We start from the raw sequence: 16,069 nt of genomic DNA on the forward strand, positions 1-16,069 counted from the left end.
CGAGGAAGGGACATCTATCCTGCGTGATAGCACCCGATTCCACGCACTTTGCAGCAGCCGCGCCGGCAAGAACTACATCCAACTGAAACGGATTTAACGATGGTGACAGGCAAAAGCCCCGTGTACAGGTTGAACAATGGAATCGAGATGCCCGCATTCGGACTTGGGGTGTTTCGTAGCGAGCCTGAGAAGACCGTAGCTGCGGTCAGATCGGCAGTCGCAAACGGATACCGGCTGATCGACACCGCTGCGGCCTATATGAACGAGCAACAGGTTGGGGAAGGTATCTATGTCAGCTATGTCACGCCGCACTCTGCTCGCCAATGGAACCGCCTTTGGTGCAAGTCTGTTGATGAGTAAGACAGCTTTTGGGTCTGGGTCTGGGTCTGGGTCTGGCGCTGCCGGCGGCACGGTAGTCGTCGGTGCCAGTGCAGATAACGTCCCTAACCTGACCGTGCATACCTTCAGCTCGCCGCGCCACACAACGCGCTACCTGGCGGCTGGCCCGGCCGATGGGCCGTTGATGATTCTCCTCCATGGCTGGCCCGAGATCGGCCTGATGTGGCGCGCGCAGATCGAGGCGTTCGCATCCGAAGGCTGGCGCTGCGTTGCACCGGATATGCGTGGCTATGGCGGCTCATCGGCGCCGGCCGCTTCCGAGGCCTATGCCTTGAACGAGATCGTCCACGACATGGTCGAACTGCACGACCATTTGGGGGCACGCCCGGCAATCTGGGTTGGCCACGACTGGGGAAGCCCGGTGGCCGGAGCGCTCGCTGCGCACCACGGGGCGCGCAGTCGCGGCGTGGTGCTGATCTCAGTCCCTTACTTTCCGGAGGGCTTCGCGCTGCCCAATCTCGTGCCGCTGATCGACCGTCAGTTGTACCCTGCGGATCAATATCCGGATGGGCAGTGGGATTACTTCCGCTTTTACCTGACGCACTTCAGTCAGACGGTTAGCGATTTCGAGGCGGACACCCCGGCAACGCTCGCGTCGCTCTATCGGCGCGGCAATCCTGCGTCTGTCGGCCAGGTCTCTCCGTCCGCCCTGATCACAAAAAACGGCGGGCGTTATGGCTCGGCGCATCGCGCCCCGGCGACGCCGCCTGATCCAGCGCTCTGGACGCCCATCGACTTTGACGCGCTGGTCGATGCGTTCGATGTCAGTGGTTTCCGTTCGGTCAATGCCTGGTACCTGAACGACACCGCCAACATTGCATACGCGCGCACAGCGCCGAAAGGCGGCCAGCTACGCCAGCCCGTTTTGTTCGTCAACGGTGATTGGGACGCAATCTGCGACATCAACCGCAGTCGCCTCGGAGAACCCATGCGCAGCGCCTGTGCCGACCTTTCCATAACGAACCTGCCCGCTGGCCACTGGCTTCCGCTTGAGCGCAAGGCTGAGCTTGTCCAAGCGATTCGTGCGTGGCTTAAGACAAGCGGGTTGTAGCGGGTGGACCGGCCGGGTGAACGTTTCCCGGTCGAAGTGAACCAGTTCGTCGATTGGCTGAGGCAAAGCTTCCTCGCATGAGGTTAATCACGCACCCCGACGTGCCACAGATCCAACAGCCCTTTCCCTACAGCGTGGAGTGTTCGAAATGTCTGATAAGAAAATTTTTGTTGCCGGAGCGACAGGCGATACCGGTGGAGCAGCTACCGAAGCACTTGTAGCGGCCGGTGAAAAGGTACGCACGCTGGTGCGGAAGGAGGACCAACGTTCGGAACGACTGAAGTCGCGTGGAGTCGAGGTTTTGGTCGGTAACCTTTCCAGTCTGGACGACGTGGCACAAGCTCTCGAGGGCATTTTTTCCGCGTACTTTGTCTATCCAATCGAAGCAGGGGGAATACAGGCGAGCGTCTATTTTGCTCAGGCGGCCCGGGAGGCTGGAATCGGCGGGATCGTGAACATGTCGCAAATTTCCGCTCGCAGGAACGCAACGAGTCACGCCGCACGTGACCACTGGATCTCGGAGAGGGTATTTGACTGGTCGGGAATCCCGGTCACCCACATTCGCCCGACGTTCTTCGCACAATGGCTAACTTATCCCGGCCAGGTTGCAAACGTCAAAAAGGACGGAACGTTGAGGCTGCCCTTTGGTAACGGGCGTCATGCACCGATTGCAGCCGAAGACCAGGGGCGCGTCATCGCTGCGATTCTTCGTGATCCAGCTCCTCACGCTGGCAAGGTCTACCCGCTATACGGCCCCGTCGAGATGAACCACCATCAGATTGCTGATGAAATGAGCAAGGTTCTGGGCCGGGAAGTGAAGTACCAGCCGATTGACCTCGATATGTTCGAAAAGCGTTTGAATACCGATTCGAAATTTAGCGATGCATTTTCACAGCATCTCCTGTCTGTCGCTGTCGACTATCAAAATGGCGTTTTCGCCGGTACCAATACGCTGGTCGAGGAACTAACGGGCACCCCGCCCATGACCGTCGAGGCGTTCATCCGGAAGCACGTGGCGGTCTTCGCAGACTGACGGTCTAGTCCTGCCCTCGAAAGAAGCTGCTCGCGATTGTCTGGACTTGCGTAGGACGCTTCGTGAGCAGGTATCCCGATCACCAGAGAACGCATGAAGTAGTTGGCACTGAGCGCAAAGTGCGAACCCTTCCGGTTCCAATACCCGCGATATATGACGTAGTTGATTCTGAATCGGATTCGAAACTTTGACCCGAGAGAGCGGACTGTGCATACGGCCGCTACCGAATGCAAAGGAGTCGTTCCTGTGGCGGCGCCGACTGGCAGTTCCGGGTCAATGCTGGTGAAAAATGCTGGAGGACACTCCGAGTTCATGGGTTGCTTTGTGAGTGGGTATGCAGAGGCATGCGAGCGTATTCGCGCGACGCTGCTCGACGCTCCGCCTGAGAACGGAAAGCGTGTGCTGCTTTACATCTGCCCAGAGTGCGGCGATGTTGGCTGCGGCGCATATTCGGCCCTCGTGCGGCGCGATCGCGAATCCTACGTCTGGGAAAATTTTGCCTACCAGGTGGGCGAATATGATTCGACGTCACTTGAGGCAGTTGGACCGTTTGTTTTCGAATTAAGTCTATATAAAGCCGGTTTGCTCAATGGGTCACGATTTTGACGGACCCGAATAGGTGTGAGGCCCCAGTCGGCCACCAAGAGTCATTCGCCGGCAGCGTCGATTGGACATCAAGGCGATCGCTGCACACCGGCAACCGGCCGTTTGACAGGTGTTGCTGAAAGACTCGGGCCGACAATGCGCGCTTCCATCGGCTCGCACCAAGCCCGGTAGGTCTCTTCGAGCTGATGGTCACGCGACTGCCCCTTCGCGCCGATTCCCCCGTGCTCCGAACTGGATTAACGCGGCCGACGTATGTCAGTCACGATGATCCTCTGGGCTGTCGGGCCGTCTTGTAGTTCACCAGGCTAGTCATTGCGCAGCAGCAGTCGAGATTCCGGGCGAGCAGGAGCGCCGCTGGCGTCGTTCAGGTCGTCGAGCCTTTTCAAATCCCGAATCACGTGGAAACGATCACGCATTGAATCAAGATCAATCAGTCTCAAAAACGCAAAGGTATCCTGATAAGCTCGCATCCAGGGGCTCATTGCGGAAGCCACAGCTTTTCGTCCCTCGGTCGTCACGGCGAGCTGACGTGTCCGCCGATCTCCCTTGTGGGTGATCGATGAGATGAGCTTGCGACGGAACAATGGTGCCAGATTGGCCGACAGGTTCGATCGGTCCATTGCCAGTTCTGCTGCCATGTCGCCGAAAACCATTGGTTCGCGTAGATGTAGCAAGGCGAGCATACAAAACTGGGATGCGTTGACGTCGGTATCCCGCAGCGCTTCGTCGAAATGAGCCCATAAAGCGCGCATTGCGCGCTGGGCGAAAAAATGGTTGAGCGCGAGAGCGGAGATTTCTCCGATTGCGAGCATCGACGACTCGAAATTCTGACTTTCCATATGTGCGGTTCCGGGTGCGTACGGGCTCGGTTGCAAAGAGTTCCGTGCTGCTGCGGGCCGTGGTTGAAAGGCGCCGAAGTTGTCATGACCATGGACGGCTGAAGCTAATCACTCGTCGGCGCAGGGCAGGCCCGCGAACGTGATGCACGTTGCGGCGGGAGAGAGGATTTCACGCGAGCCCGAATGTTTTCCTCAAGCTTGCATCCACGGGGCCGGAGGGCATGAAGCGCCGCAATTTGCGCAACAGGGATGCTTCGCCGGCCGGCGTGCGACGCATACGCCAGGTACCGAGCGCCGCTTCAACGATTGTCTTCGCTACGCCGTCGGGCGCGGGGGCGCCATTGACACTGTTGACGACTGCACTTGATGCAAGGACCCGCTCGCGATCATAGTCGGCGATCTTCGAACTCACCTCCGGTGCATTGACATCGAGATTTGTGCGGGTAAAGGACGGCTCGACCAACGATACTCGGATACCGAACTGGCGCACCTCATGATCCAGGGTCTCGGTCAGCCCTTCGACGGCATGCTTGGACGCGGAGTAGAGTCCCATGTAGGGGGCGGGCAAGAACCCGAGCACCGAACTGACATTGATGATCCTTCCGCCATGTTGTGCACGCATATGGGGAAGTACTGCCTGCGTCGTGCGCAGAATGCTGAAGACGTTGGTATCGAACAGCGACAAGGCCTCGGCAGCCGAAGTTTCCTCCACGGCACCGATCAGGCTCGTTCCCGCATTATTGACGAGGACGTCGATTCGCCCGGTGCATTCGATGACGGACTGGATTCCGGCCTGGACCGAAGCATCGTCGCGAACATCCATCTCGACAAGCTCGACTCCGGAGATAGGCACCGCTTTTGCAATGCTGCGCACTGTGCCAAACACGCGGCAATCTCGCCTCGTAAACCTCTCGGCGGTGGCGCGTCCGATACCCGATGACACGCCGGTCACAACGACAACCGTGGAATGCGACATGAAAAGCTCCGTTTGGTGATTTGATGGTGTTTCAACGCGCGTCGAGCGCATCCTGGGTCATCGGTTCGGAGCGCGAAGACTGGTGATTCCGGCTCTTGTGCGAACCCACAGGGCTGCCGGGGCGGATCCTGAACCAGATCGCGAACATGGCCGGTAGGAACACCAGCGTGAGAATCGTTCCGGCTAACGTGCCGCCGATCAGCGTGTAGGCGAGGGTTCCCCAGAACACCGAATGCGTCAGCGGGATGAATGCCAGGATCGCCGCCATGGCCGTGAGAATCACCGGGCGCGCCCGCTGCACAGTGGCTTCGACGACCGCATGGAACGGATCCAGCCCGGCATGTTCGTTCTGGTGAATCTGCCCGATCAGGATCAGCGTGTTGCGCATCAGGATGCCCGACAGCGCGATGAGACCGACCAGCGCGTTGATGCCGAACGGCTGCCGGAACAGGATCAATGTCGGAACGACGCCAATGAGGCCGAGCGGACTCGTCAGGAACACCATCACCATCGCCGAGATCGAGCGAACCTGGAGAATGATGATGATCAGCGTGATCGCCAGCATGATCGGGAACAGCGGCAGCATCGCAGTCGTCGCTTTGCCCGATTCCTCGATGGAGCCAGCCTGCTCGATCCGGTAGCCGGTCGGCAGCTTCGCGATGATCGGCTGAAGCTGCCTGGTGATTGCCGTTGATACGTCCGGTGGCTGCAGATTTTCGGCAATGTCGCCACGTACCGTGATCGTCGGCACGCGGTCGCGCCAGCGAATGATCGGCTCCTCCATGCGCACGTCGACCTTGCCGACCTGCGACAGCGGAATGCGCTGCCCGTTGGCGCCGGCTAGCGTTAAGTCGCCGAGCCGGGCAGGGTCGAGACGCACATCGCCGGCCGAGCGCGCGATCACCTGCACGGTTCGGATATCCTCACGCACGGCGGTGACAGGCACGCCGGTGAGCAGGAACTGCAGCTGTTGCGCGACGGCGCTGGACGTCAATCCCACCGCCTGCAAGCGATCCTGCTGCAACGTGAAGTGCAGCGTCGGTGAGCGCGTGCCCCAGTCCGTGTTGACCGTGCGCATCATCGGACTGGCCTCCATCACCTGCTGGACTTGAGCCGCGATTCCACGCAGTTTGTCCGGGTCCGGACCGGTGACGCGATAGGCGACCGGGAACGGCGAATATGGCCCGAACACGAGTTGCGTGACGCGCACGCGCGCTTCGGGCACAAGACCATCGGCGATGGCTCGCCTCAGTCGCGCCTTCAGTGCATCGCGCTCCTCCTGACTGTCCGTGCGGATCACGATCTTTGCGAACGACGGATCGGGCAGTTCCGGTCCCATCGCCAGGAAAAAGCGCGGTGCACCTTGCCCGACGTACGCGGTGACGATCCTGGCGTCCTTCTGTTCAGACAACCATGCCTCCACCTTTCGCGTGGCGATGCTGGTCTGCGAAATCGATGTGCCGTAGGGCATCTGCACTTCGACCAGCACTTCGGGGCGATCGGAGATCGGGAAGAACTGCTTCTTGACCACACCCATACCGAGGATGGCCAGGGCAAAGAGGCCAACGACCGAACCGGCGACCAGCCATTTGCGCGCGATCACGCGCGTCAGCAACTGGCGGAAGCGGTTGTAGCGCGGCGTGTCATAGATCGCGTCATGCCCACCTTCGACCTTTTTGAAGTCGGGCAGCATCTTCACGCCGAGGTAGGGCGTGAAGAACACGGCAACGACCCAGGATGCGATCAGTGCAATGCCGACTACCCAGAACATATTGCTGGTGTATTCGCCCGCGGTGGACCGCGCGAAGCCGTTGGGCATGAAGCCCACGGCCGTCACCAGCGTGCCCGACAGCATGGGGGCGGCAGTGTGGCTCCAGGCATAGGCAGAGGCGGCCACACGGCTGTAGCCTTCCTCCATTTTCACCACCATCATTTCAATGGCGATGATCGCGTCGTCCACCAGCAGGCCCAGCGCCAGGATCAGGGATCCCAGCGTGATGCGATCGAAGTTCTTGCCTGTCGCGGCCATCACCACGAACACCACGGCCAGCGTCAACGGCACGGCGGCGGCAACCACCAGGCCCGCGCGCCAGCCCATGCTCACGAAGCTCACGAGCATGACCACCAGCAGGGCGACAAAAAACTTGAGCATGAACTCGTCGACCGCCGAATGAATGTTGACGGCCTGATCGGTGACCTTTGTCAGGCTCATGCCCAGCGGCAGCCCGGCGTTGATTGCGCCGACCTCGCTGTCCAGTGCCTTGCCGAGATCGAGCCCGTTCCAGCCGTCGCGCATCACGATGCCCAGCAGCAGCGCGGGCTCGCCGTTGTTGCGGATCATGAATGTCGCCGGATCTTCATAACCGCGCTCGACGGTGGCAATGTCCGACAGTTTCAGCGTGCGGCCCTGCACGACGACCGGCGTGTCGCGGATCTTCTGCAGGTTGTCAAAGGCGCCGTCCAGGCGAATGAACACCTCTGGACCTTTGGTCTCCACGGAGCCGGCCGGCGTCAGGGCGTTCTGGCCATTGAGCGCGGCGAATACGTCCTGCGGACTGACACCGAGCGTTGCCAGCCGGTCATGCGAGAACTGGACGTAGATGCGCTCGGCCTGCTCGCCGATGATATTGACCTTCTTCACGCCCGGCACATGCAGCAGCCGTTGCCGCAGCGTCTCGGCATCGCGCACGAGCAGCCGTTGCGGTTCGCCCCGGGCTTTCAGTGCGAAGAGCGCAAACGTGACGTCAGCATATTCGTCATTGACCATCGGCCCGATCACGCCAGCCGGAAGGTTGGCCGTTTCGTCGCCGATTTTTTTCCGGGCCTGGTAGAACTCCTCCTGCACTTCCGACGGCGGTGTGCTGTCGAGCAACGTCAGCGTTGTGAATGCCAGGCCAGGTCGTGTGTAGGTTTCGGTCCGGTCGTACCAGCGCAGCTCCTGCATGCGCTTTTCGATCTTTTCGGCGACCTGGTCGTGCATTTCCTGCGCAGTGGCCCCCGGCCATACGGTGATGATGGTCATCACCTTGATTGTGAACGCCGGGTCTTCGGCGCGACCCAGCTTGAAGAACGACAGGAGCCCGGCCAGCGAGATCAGGCAGATCAGGAACAGGGTGATGGAACGCTCGCGCACGGCGAGCGCCGACAGATTGAATCGGCCTTCGCTCACGGACGTGCTCCTTCGTTTGCCATCGCGACGGCCTGGCCGGACACGCGGACCTGCTCGCCTTCGCGCAGCAACTGGGCACCGAGCGCAATGACGCGATCGCCTTGCTTCAACGCACCGGACACGCGCGCGCTGTCGTCGTCCAGGTGAAGGACCGTCACCGGCTGCCATGCAACCCTGGCCGGCTCGCCGTTGGCGATCCACACGCCGGGCCCTTTGCCCGCGTCAAGCACCGCGCCGATCGGAACCTGCATGCCGTCCTGGAGCGCCACGCGTGCGTCCGGTATCTCGATCGTGACGGTTGCGCCTAGCGGCGCGTCGGCGAGCGCGTCCTGCAACACATAACGCGCTTCGAATGTGCGGGTACGCGGATCCGCCGTATCCGAGAGCTGGCGCAGCGTGGCTGGCACGCTGACGCCGCTGTTGCCGAACAGGGTCGCATGGGCGACCGAACCGATGGCGGGGCGCAGAGTTTCCGGTAGTTGGATCACGGCCTCGCGGCGCCCGGCATGGGCCAGGCGCACCACGGGCTGTCCGGCGCTGACGACCTGGCCCGGTTCGGCCAGCGTTTCCATCACGACGCCATCGCCGTCCGCGGCCAGATTGGCGTAGTCCGTCGCATTGCGCGCCACGTCGGCGTCGGCCTGGGCCGCGCTGAGCTGCGCCCTGGCGGCATCGGCGGCCGCCTTGGCCTGGTCGTAGGCCGAAGCCGAGATCGCACCCGTGCCGCGCAGGTCGCGATAGCGCTCCTCATCCTGCGCGGTCTGCTGCGCCCGCGCCCGCGCGGCGGTCACCGCCTCCTGCCGGGCCTGCGCGGCAAGCTTGAGATCGATGGGATCGAGGCGCATCAGCAGTTGGCCGCGTTTGACGGTTTGGCCGGTATCCACAAGCCGTTCCAGCACCTTGCCGGAAACACGGAAACCCAGGTCGCTTTGCACGCGAGCCGCGACAGTCCCCGTAAACGAACGGGCTGCGGGGACGGCGCTCTGAACGATGGCCGTGCGCACCAGCGGCACCTCGGTGCGCGGATCGGACGGTGCTTTTTCGCCGCAGGCCGCTAGCGCAAGCGGCAGCGCACAGGCGAGTGCGGAGGTGGCGAAGCGACGCGAGAACATGAAAGTCCCATCGATGAAGTGATGACGGCTTTCATTATGGTTCTAGTGACCAAGTTAGTCAAGAGTCACTAGTGTTGATCGCGTCAGGGCGACAGACTTCGGAGAACCAGGCTGGACAGCTGCGCAGGCGCGACATCGGTGGTGTCGCGGTTGTACTGCAGGAGTAGCGGGTTGAGGTACGGGCGCAGCACCAGGTAGATTGCCATCGCGGTTTCGTCCAGCGGCGTCTTGCGTTCGAAGTCTCCGCTTTGCCGACCTTCCTGCAGAACTTCCTGGAGCAGCTTCTGAACACGTGCCTCATAGGCTTGCACCGCCTGCCAGTTTTCCGTGGCGGCCGATGCTGCGATTTCGTATAGCTTGCGGTCCCGGAAAAACAGCCTGAGGCTCGCTTCGGTAAAGACCTTGAAGATCCGTCGCAGCTTCTCCGGCGGCAGATCGGTCTCTGCGACGGCTGTCCGGACCTCGCTTTCGATTTCGCGCAGGCAGTTGACGCAGATCATCTCGCCAATGGCCTGCTTGGATTCGAAGAACTTGTAGATGTAGGCCTTGGAAAACCCGATCGCCCTGGCAAGGTCAGAGACCGTCGTTTTCTCGTAGCCATACCGGCTGAAGTGCTCGGTGGCGGCGGCAACGATCTGGTCCCGCACTTCGTGATCAGCCGGGCCACGCGCGGGGGCGGAGGAAGTGGTGGTGTTTTTCATGGGCATAGCATACAGGAATGGACAACAAGTGACTATTTGGTATTATAGTCACATCCGGAACTTCGCTAAGACGCTCATGCTACCCAAACACCTCCTTGCTGCGGTCATTGTCGCCAGCCTCTCGGCGGCCTGCGCTGTCGGCCCCGACTATGTCCGGCCCGATGTAGCCATGCCGGACCATTTCCAGGGCCAGGCTGCGGTAGATCACCGGCAGGCGGCGGCGAGCGCAGACCTGGTCACGTGGTGGACGGGTTTCGGCGATCCGCAACTGACGCGATTCGTCGCGCTTGCGCTGGAGCAGAACCTCGACCTCGCGCAGGCATCCGCTCGCGTCGTGCAGGCGCGTGCAGGACTTGGCGCGGCGAATGCCGCGCTGCTGCCTTCTGGCAATGTTAGTGGCCAGGCGGCCCGGGTCTACCAGTCGGTCGAAACTCCGCTGGGACGTGTCCTGAACTCAACGCCTGGTTTCGATCGCTACGGTAACGACTACGAGGCCAATTTCAACGCGAGTTGGGAACTGGATGTGTTTGGTGGCCTGCGTCGCGGGCGGGAAGCGGCACTTGCCGACTATCAGGCTTCAGAGGCCGGCGAGATGGCCGCGCGCCTGGCTGTGGCAGCGCAGACGGCCGACATCTACATCACCATTCGTGGATTGCAGGCTCGTCTGCAGGTGGCCCGCAAGCAGTTGCAGACGCAGCAGGATCTGCTCTCGACCATCAAGCTTCTGTATGGGAAAGGCCTGGCGGCCGACCTTCAGGTGAGCCAGGCTGAAGGCGCGCTTGCGCAGGTTCAGGCGTCCATCCCGGTCCTCGAGGCCGGCCTGGATGCGGCGATGAACGCGCTGGATGTGATGCTGGGCTCACAGCCCGGCACGCATCGGGCGGAACTCATCGAGGGCGGCGATATCCCGGCCGCCCCGCGAATCGCAGGCACCGGATCGCCTGGCGAGTTGCTCAGGCGTCGGCCCGATCTGATCGTGGCCGAGCGCCGCCTTGCTGCATCGAACGCGCGTATCGGCGTGGCAGTCGCTGAGTATTACCCCAAGCTGTCACTCAGTGGACTGATCGGGAGCGCCACTTCAGTGGCCAGCGGCAACCTGTTCAGTAGCGGCGCCGGTCAGGCCGCTGGTCTGCTGGGGCTGCGCTGGCGTCTGTTCGATTTCGGCCGCATCAATGCCCAGATCAATGAGGCCAAAGGCCAGGACGCCGAGATGCTCGCCGCGTACCGGCTTGCCGCATTGCACGCAACGGAGGACGTCGAGAATTCTTTCTCTGCACTCGTGAAGCGCGAGGAGCAGGCCGCCGTTCTCGCGCAGGGTGTGAGCTCGCTCGGCCGGGCGCGAGCCGCCTCGTTTGCGGCCTACCAGAAAGGTGTCGTCAGCCTGATCGAAGTCCTGCAGGCCGATCAGAACTTGCTGAGCGCATCCGACGAGCGGGTGCAGGCGCAAACAGAATCGGCGCGCGCAGCGATCGCCGCATTCAAAGCGCTCGGCGGGGGGTGGCAACCCGCCGATCCTCAGGCCGTTGCAAGCCGATAGCACCACCACCCTGGGCCGGCTGCAGTTGGCCCGCTCGTTTGCAGAGGCTTCCTCCGACAGTCGGGACGCTGTTTCCGGCGCCTGCCGACGCGCAGCGCGCACGACGGGCAAGTGACCGTTGGTAATTCGAGAACGGCCACAGCTAGCGCAATGACCTGACTGAAGGAAACGGACCCGCAAAGCGGCCCTGTCCGTTATCGATCGATAGTGTCGTAGAGCTAATGTTTCATGGCCTCGATGCGGGCGGCCGCGGTCGCTGCGCTACCTTCCTTGACCGGAGCTAAAGAAGCCGTGATTCTCGTTAGAAAACGCTGGGAACCAGGTTCTCACCACCGGATACCTCGATGACGGTGCCGGTTACATAAGGGTTGGTCATCAGGAACAGCGCAGCGTGTCCAATATCATCTGCTGTGCCTGCGTGTCGCGCCGGAAAGGACTCACGTACTTTTGCTCTCAATGCCTCGCGCTCGTTATCGGACATGACGCGCCACAAGTTTGTGTCGACATAGCCGGGACGTATCGTGTTAACTCGGGTAGGGGCTAGTTCGAGTGCGAGTGAGCCCGATAAGGATTCCACCGCGACAAACGCAGAGGTGACAGCGCTGAAGCCGCTCTTATGTCGCGCTGCCAAGCCACCGGTAAGGAAGGTAATCGAGCCGCCGGCTCTCAGGTGGGGCGCTGCATAACGCGCACAGGCCCAACTGCCAAGGAACTTATTTTCTATATAGCTTCGGACGCCGCGCATATCGTCGTCCATGAAAGTCCCCCAGGTCCCCAAATCGGGCCCTGCTGTGACGGCGAGATGGTCGAATGGTCCTATGTTGTCAAAGGCCTTTCTCACCGCTGCCTCATCGCAGATATCCAAGGTCACCTGTTCGAAATTAGCCAAATCCCGACGTTCCTCCGCCGAGGTGATACGCCGACTTGCGACCGTCACGGACGCACCCGCTGCATACGCCGCGTGCGCAATTCCAAGGCCAATTCCTGTTTTCCCGCCAACCACCACCACTTTTTTTCCCGAGAGGCTCAGTAAGGGCGGTGACGAATGTTCTCGATGATTCATTGCGGTGCTCATGGCTCTAGTCCTATTTGATCAGTAGTTTTGTTGTTGATCCAGGAAGCGCCGCAACTTATCGACCAAAAAATCGATGAGCGGCGTTCCTTCCAACAGGGGTTTCAAGGTGCTCGATGGGCTTGGGCGGCTGTGACGCATTGTTTTGGTAAAAAACGTGTTGCCACGCTAGCTTCTGCTGTCGTTCGACCGATCGATCGGGCACGCATCGATACTAATTTGGTCGGTTAAGATTGATAATGGGCAAATATTTCATAGGTACCATTCTTTGAAAGAATAGGTCGATCTGCCCCGGGAGGTCCGCAGTCGATTCCTGGCAAGGTTCATGCGTGCCCCGCCAAGCTCGCCAAGGAAATGGAATGGATCGATTTCATGAATTGACCGCTTTCATCACGGTTGTAGAAGCGGGTGGTTTTTCCGCTGCCGCGCGCCGGCTTGATGATTCGCAATCTGGAATGAGCAAATCCATCAGTGCATTGGAGAAGCGGCTCGGTGTGCTGCTTTTCAACAGGAGCACGCGCAGTGTGACGTTGACCGATCAAGGGCGAAAATACTATGACCGTATCAAGCCGCTTCTCGAGGAAATGGACGAAGCGGACGGGGAGCTAACCAGCAGCTCGCTGGAAGTCTCCGGTCTTGTCAGGATCGCTGCGCCCTCTACATTTGGCCGGCTTCATGTCCTTCCGCTGATCCCACAATTGTTGGCACTTCATCCGAAGATCAAGTTGGATCTTGGTCTTTCGGACGGCGTCCGAGATCTGCTTGCGGACGGGATCGATTTAGCGATTAGAGTCGGTCCTGTGCACGATCCGGATGCGGTGGTGAAACGGGTGACGGACACTTCATTGGTATGTGTTGGGTCTCGCCGTTATTTTGCTCGACACGAGGCGCCCACGGTCCCGGAGGATCTTGTCAATCACAATTGTCTTGTCTACAACGAGATGACGAATTGGGCTTTTGGCGGCCCAAAAGGAGAATTTAGCGTGCCCGTGAGCGGTAATCTTTCTTCGAACAGTATGGAGACGATTCTTTCCGGGGTGCTTGCTGGTATAGGCATAGGCATGTTTTCCCGGGCGTCGTTGGTAGGTGAACTCCAGCATCCAGACATCGTTACCGTGCTCGATCCGTTTATGAATGAAGCGAGAGACGTCAGCCTCATCTGGCCAAAGCGTAGGTTTGTACCAGCCCGTGTGCGGCTGGTAACTGATTTCTTCGTGACAACGCTCTCTCAGCGTGTTTGAGCACCATGTGGCAAATAGCCCATGACGATCTCCGTTCATGCGAAGGGATGGTCAAGTTAGCGACTGAACGGGCAGGCCCCCGCATTCGCACCGATCCGACTGGCCGTTGAACAACCCCAAAGCGGACATATGCCTCTCGAGTGCGAACGACCGTTTCCGTCGTTCAACTGTCATCCGGTTTGATCTGAGACTGGCCGTCGTACTCCGAACGCGGATGCCCTCCACATTCTGGCAATACTGCTCGAAAGACATGGCGACTGATCGTTATACAGTGTCGCGTATGCAGCCGCACTTACTGCACCCGAGCGATCCACGGATCAGCGTCGCGGACGATATCATCGGGGCTCGATTTGGCCAAGCCGCTCCGTCAGCGATTGCGGGTGGCCATCAAACAGCGCCGCGTAGTAAACCGTGTTCGACAATACATTCTTGACGTAGTCGCGGGTTTCGTTAAACGGAATTGTCTCCGCGAAAATCGCGCCTTCCACCGGTCGCGGCAGGTTGGCCTGCCACTTACGCGGGCGCCCAGGGCCGGCGTTGTAGCCGGCGGTCGCGAGCACGGCAGAACGGTCAAGCTGGTTGTAAATCATCGATAGATAGGACGTGCCAAGCAGGATGTTCGTGTCGATGTCGTTCATCCTGGCCCGCGAGATCGTACCGAGCCCGATCTTCCTCGCGACCATGTCAGCGGTGTTCGGCATCACCTGCATCAGGCCGCCCGCGCCAACCTCCGAGCGCGCATTGATAATGAAGCGCGACTCCTGGCGAATGAGGCCATACGCCCATCCGACGTCGAACCCGGTGGACCGCGTATCGCGCTCGACAATCGTGCGGAATGGCGCCAGGTAGCGCAGCGAAAAATCATGTTCCGTCTGCGTCCTGTCGGCAGTGCTCACAGCCCGGTCATAAAGCTCGATGCGACGCGCGTACTCGGCGACTGCGAGCAGTTGTCGGTCAGTCATGCCGCGCAGCTGCCAGTTCCACTCACGGTTGCCTTCCGTACGCAGGTGCAGCGCGTAAAAGCGTTCTGCCAGCTCGAAGCCTGGTGTCCGGCCAGCCCGCTCAACTTCTTCGTCGGTCACCTTGGTCTGCGGCGGGATCACGATCTGCCGGCCGAGCGCCTCGGAGGCCAACTGGCCATAGAAGGTGTAGTTACCCGCGATCGTTCGGAATTCCTGGTCGGCTGCCTCCACCTCGCTGCTCTGCTTCAACGCGCGCGCGTACCAGTAGACCCATGCTGGCTGTGCGCGCAGCGCGGCCGGCATCTGCTCGATCGACCAGCGCACCATTGTCCAATCCCCGGTCAGCAGCGCGCTGCGCGTGCGCCACTCGTAGGCCTGACTCGACAGGGGCGCGTTCGCCGACAGCCGGTACCAGTTCACCGCGCCCGGTAGCTGCCTGAGCACCGCCTGATAGGCGATCGTGCCCCAACCGATAGCCCGTTCTGCCAGGGTGAGCGACGGTGCGATTGCGGTGAAGGTGGCCTCGGCGGCCTCCGGATCGCCGACCGCCAACTGTGTGATGGCGAGCAGCGCGAGTTGATGGGACGCTGCGTCCAGCTGGATGCCTTTCGCGAGCAACAGGCGTGGCTGGTTCGTCGCCTGCTCGAGGAGCCGCTGATCCGGGCGCGCCGCGCCCAGCGCATCGACCAGTCTGCCGCCTGTCGTCCTCGCGCCCTGTTCATAGGCCTGGCGAATCAGCTGCCACCCATCGTCCGGAGTGAACTGCTGGTTACGGACGAGCGCGGTGATCAGATCGACGCAGCCGTCACCGTACCAGTTCGGCTCGACGAGCAGCGCCCGCGCCGCGTTGGCCACATTTTCGCCTCGCGTGGCACGGGACTCGAGCGCATAGCACTTCACCTGCGTGTCGTCGTCCAGGACGAACTTTGAATATTGCGAATCGAAATCGTGCCAGTCGTGGCGCGCCCCGAGCACGCGAAGGTAGTCGTTGCGCAGACGGTCGGCAATCGCCTGTCCGTCGTAGCGTTGCAGAAATGACAGCACCGGTGCGTCCGGCGCGTCGAGATTCGCATGCCCCGCGCCGGTGAACAGACGCGGCTTGATCTGGAAATAGCTGAGATAAGCCGGCGCCGGATAATTCGGAATCAAGCTTGCCAGGTGCGCTGCGCGCGCGGGATCGTTGTCGCGTGCAGCGTCATGCAACTTGATGAAAATCTGATCGTCGGCGGACAACGAGGTGAACGGGGTGGGATGTCTGGCTAGCACCGTGCCAGACATGACCAATGTCACGGCGGCAAGGGCAAGGCCGACCGTGCGAGACACCCGGTGAAGTCGTGTGGACATCGCTGTTTTCTCGTTGTTTCAGTGCAG

13 protein-coding genes are annotated in these 16,069 nt (G+C 60.8%); 6 read left to right on the forward strand and 7 right to left on the reverse strand.

Features of this window, described 5'->3' with window-relative positions:
• Positions 1–99: 99 nt before the first annotated feature.
• From KHO30_RS08300 to KHO30_RS08315, 4 genes are all read left to right on the forward strand, one after another.
• Positions 100–360 (forward strand): aldo/keto reductase, encoded by a 261-nt coding sequence (locus tag KHO30_RS08300; protein ID WP_093647331.1) that lies wholly within the window; start codon positions 100–102, stop codon positions 358–360.
• On the forward strand, positions 353–1,450 hold the full coding sequence (locus KHO30_RS08305) for an alpha/beta fold hydrolase (protein ID WP_211700535.1): 1,098 nt from the start codon (positions 353–355) through the stop codon (positions 1,448–1,450). Before KHO30_RS08300 ends, KHO30_RS08305 begins: the two co-directional genes overlap by 8 nt.
• Before the next feature lie 148 nt (positions 1,451–1,598).
• Positions 1,599–2,483, forward strand: a complete 885-nt coding sequence (locus KHO30_RS08310) for an NmrA family NAD(P)-binding protein (RefSeq protein WP_093647335.1) — start codon at positions 1,599–1,601, stop codon at positions 2,481–2,483.
• 246 nt (positions 2,484–2,729) lie between these two features.
• Positions 2,730–3,089, forward strand: a complete 360-nt coding sequence (locus KHO30_RS08315; protein WP_211700536.1) for a hypothetical protein — start codon at positions 2,730–2,732, stop codon at positions 3,087–3,089.
• A gap of 305 nt (positions 3,090–3,394) precedes the next feature.
• Here the strand turns inward: KHO30_RS08315 and KHO30_RS08320 are convergent, their stop codons facing one another.
• The 5 genes from KHO30_RS08320 to KHO30_RS08340 all read right to left on the reverse strand — a co-directional run bounded on the left by KHO30_RS08320 (position 3,395) and on the right by KHO30_RS08340 (position 9,886).
• On the reverse strand, positions 3,395–3,928 hold the full coding sequence (locus KHO30_RS08320; protein ID WP_054041336.1) for a MarR family winged helix-turn-helix transcriptional regulator: 534 nt from the start codon (positions 3,926–3,928) through the stop codon (positions 3,395–3,397).
• Between the two features lie 169 nt (positions 3,929–4,097).
• Entirely contained in the window at positions 4,098–4,904 is an 807-nt protein-coding gene (locus tag KHO30_RS08325) for an oxidoreductase (RefSeq protein ID WP_093647339.1), read from the reverse strand.
• Positions 4,905–4,935: 31 nt separating this feature from the next.
• On the reverse strand, positions 4,936–8,073 hold the full coding sequence (locus KHO30_RS08330) for an efflux RND transporter permease subunit (RefSeq protein ID WP_211700537.1): 3,138 nt from the start codon (positions 8,071–8,073) through the stop codon (positions 4,936–4,938).
• A complete protein-coding gene (locus KHO30_RS08335; RefSeq protein ID WP_211700538.1) occupies positions 8,070–9,185 on the reverse strand; it encodes an efflux RND transporter periplasmic adaptor subunit in 1,116 nt (371 codons plus the stop codon). The genes KHO30_RS08330 and KHO30_RS08335 overlap by 4 nt, the downstream gene beginning before the upstream one ends.
• A gap of 83 nt (positions 9,186–9,268) precedes the next feature.
• Positions 9,269–9,886, reverse strand: coding sequence for a TetR/AcrR family transcriptional regulator (locus tag KHO30_RS08340; protein WP_093647345.1), 618 nt, complete (start codon positions 9,884–9,886; stop codon positions 9,269–9,271).
• Between the two features lie 76 nt (positions 9,887–9,962).
• Here KHO30_RS08340 and KHO30_RS08345 point away from each other — a divergent pair, with 76 nt between their 5' ends.
• Positions 9,963–11,423, forward strand: a complete 1,461-nt coding sequence (locus KHO30_RS08345) for an efflux transporter outer membrane subunit (RefSeq protein WP_211700539.1) — start codon at positions 9,963–9,965, stop codon at positions 11,421–11,423.
• 301 nt (positions 11,424–11,724) lie between these two features.
• Here KHO30_RS08345 and KHO30_RS08350 read toward each other — a convergent pair whose 3' ends face one another.
• Positions 11,725–12,498 (reverse strand): SDR family oxidoreductase, encoded by a 774-nt coding sequence (locus tag KHO30_RS08350; protein ID WP_200621490.1) that lies wholly within the window; start codon positions 12,496–12,498, stop codon positions 11,725–11,727.
• Positions 12,499–12,854: 356 nt separating this feature from the next.
• Between KHO30_RS08350 and KHO30_RS08355 the strand changes: the two genes are divergently transcribed.
• A complete protein-coding gene (locus tag KHO30_RS08355; protein ID WP_211700540.1) occupies positions 12,855–13,736 on the forward strand; it encodes a LysR family transcriptional regulator in 882 nt (293 codons plus the stop codon).
• Positions 13,737–14,071: 335 nt separating this feature from the next.
• Here KHO30_RS08355 and KHO30_RS08360 read toward each other — a convergent pair whose 3' ends face one another.
• Entirely contained in the window at positions 14,072–16,042 is a 1,971-nt protein-coding gene (locus tag KHO30_RS08360) for a lytic transglycosylase domain-containing protein (RefSeq protein ID WP_211700541.1), read from the reverse strand.
• Positions 16,043–16,069: the final 27 nt, after the last annotated feature.

This window comes from Paraburkholderia aspalathi (assembly GCF_905220735.1).
Lineage (GTDB): Bacteria > Pseudomonadota > Gammaproteobacteria > Burkholderiales > Burkholderiaceae > Paraburkholderia > Paraburkholderia aspalathi.

Coding starts and splice junctions, on each gene's coding strand:
- KHO30_RS08350 (WP_200621490.1), bottom strand. CDS start 12,498: ATGAGCACCGCAATGAATCATCGAGAACATTCGTCACCGCCCTTACTG.
- KHO30_RS08320 (WP_054041336.1), bottom strand. CDS start 3,928: ATGGAAAGTCAGAATTTCGAGTCGTCGATGCTCGCAATCGGAGAAATC.
- KHO30_RS08360 (WP_211700541.1), bottom strand. CDS start 16,042: ATGTCCACACGACTTCACCGGGTGTCTCGCACGGTCGGCCTTGCCCTT.
- KHO30_RS08335 (WP_211700538.1), bottom strand. CDS start 9,185: ATGTTCTCGCGTCGCTTCGCCACCTCCGCACTCGCCTGTGCGCTGCCG.
- KHO30_RS08325 (WP_093647339.1), bottom strand. CDS start 4,904: ATGTCGCATTCCACGGTTGTCGTTGTGACCGGCGTGTCATCGGGTATC.
- KHO30_RS08345 (WP_211700539.1), top strand. CDS start 9,963: ATGCTACCCAAACACCTCCTTGCTGCGGTCATTGTCGCCAGCCTCTCG.
- KHO30_RS08355 (WP_211700540.1), top strand. CDS start 12,855: ATGGATCGATTTCATGAATTGACCGCTTTCATCACGGTTGTAGAAGCG.
- KHO30_RS08340 (WP_093647345.1), bottom strand. CDS start 9,886: ATGAAAAACACCACCACTTCCTCCGCCCCCGCGCGTGGCCCGGCTGAT.
- KHO30_RS08300 (WP_093647331.1), top strand. CDS start 100: ATGGTGACAGGCAAAAGCCCCGTGTACAGGTTGAACAATGGAATCGAG.
- KHO30_RS08305 (WP_211700535.1), top strand. CDS start 353: ATGAGTAAGACAGCTTTTGGGTCTGGGTCTGGGTCTGGGTCTGGCGCT.
- KHO30_RS08310 (WP_093647335.1), top strand. CDS start 1,599: ATGTCTGATAAGAAAATTTTTGTTGCCGGAGCGACAGGCGATACCGGT.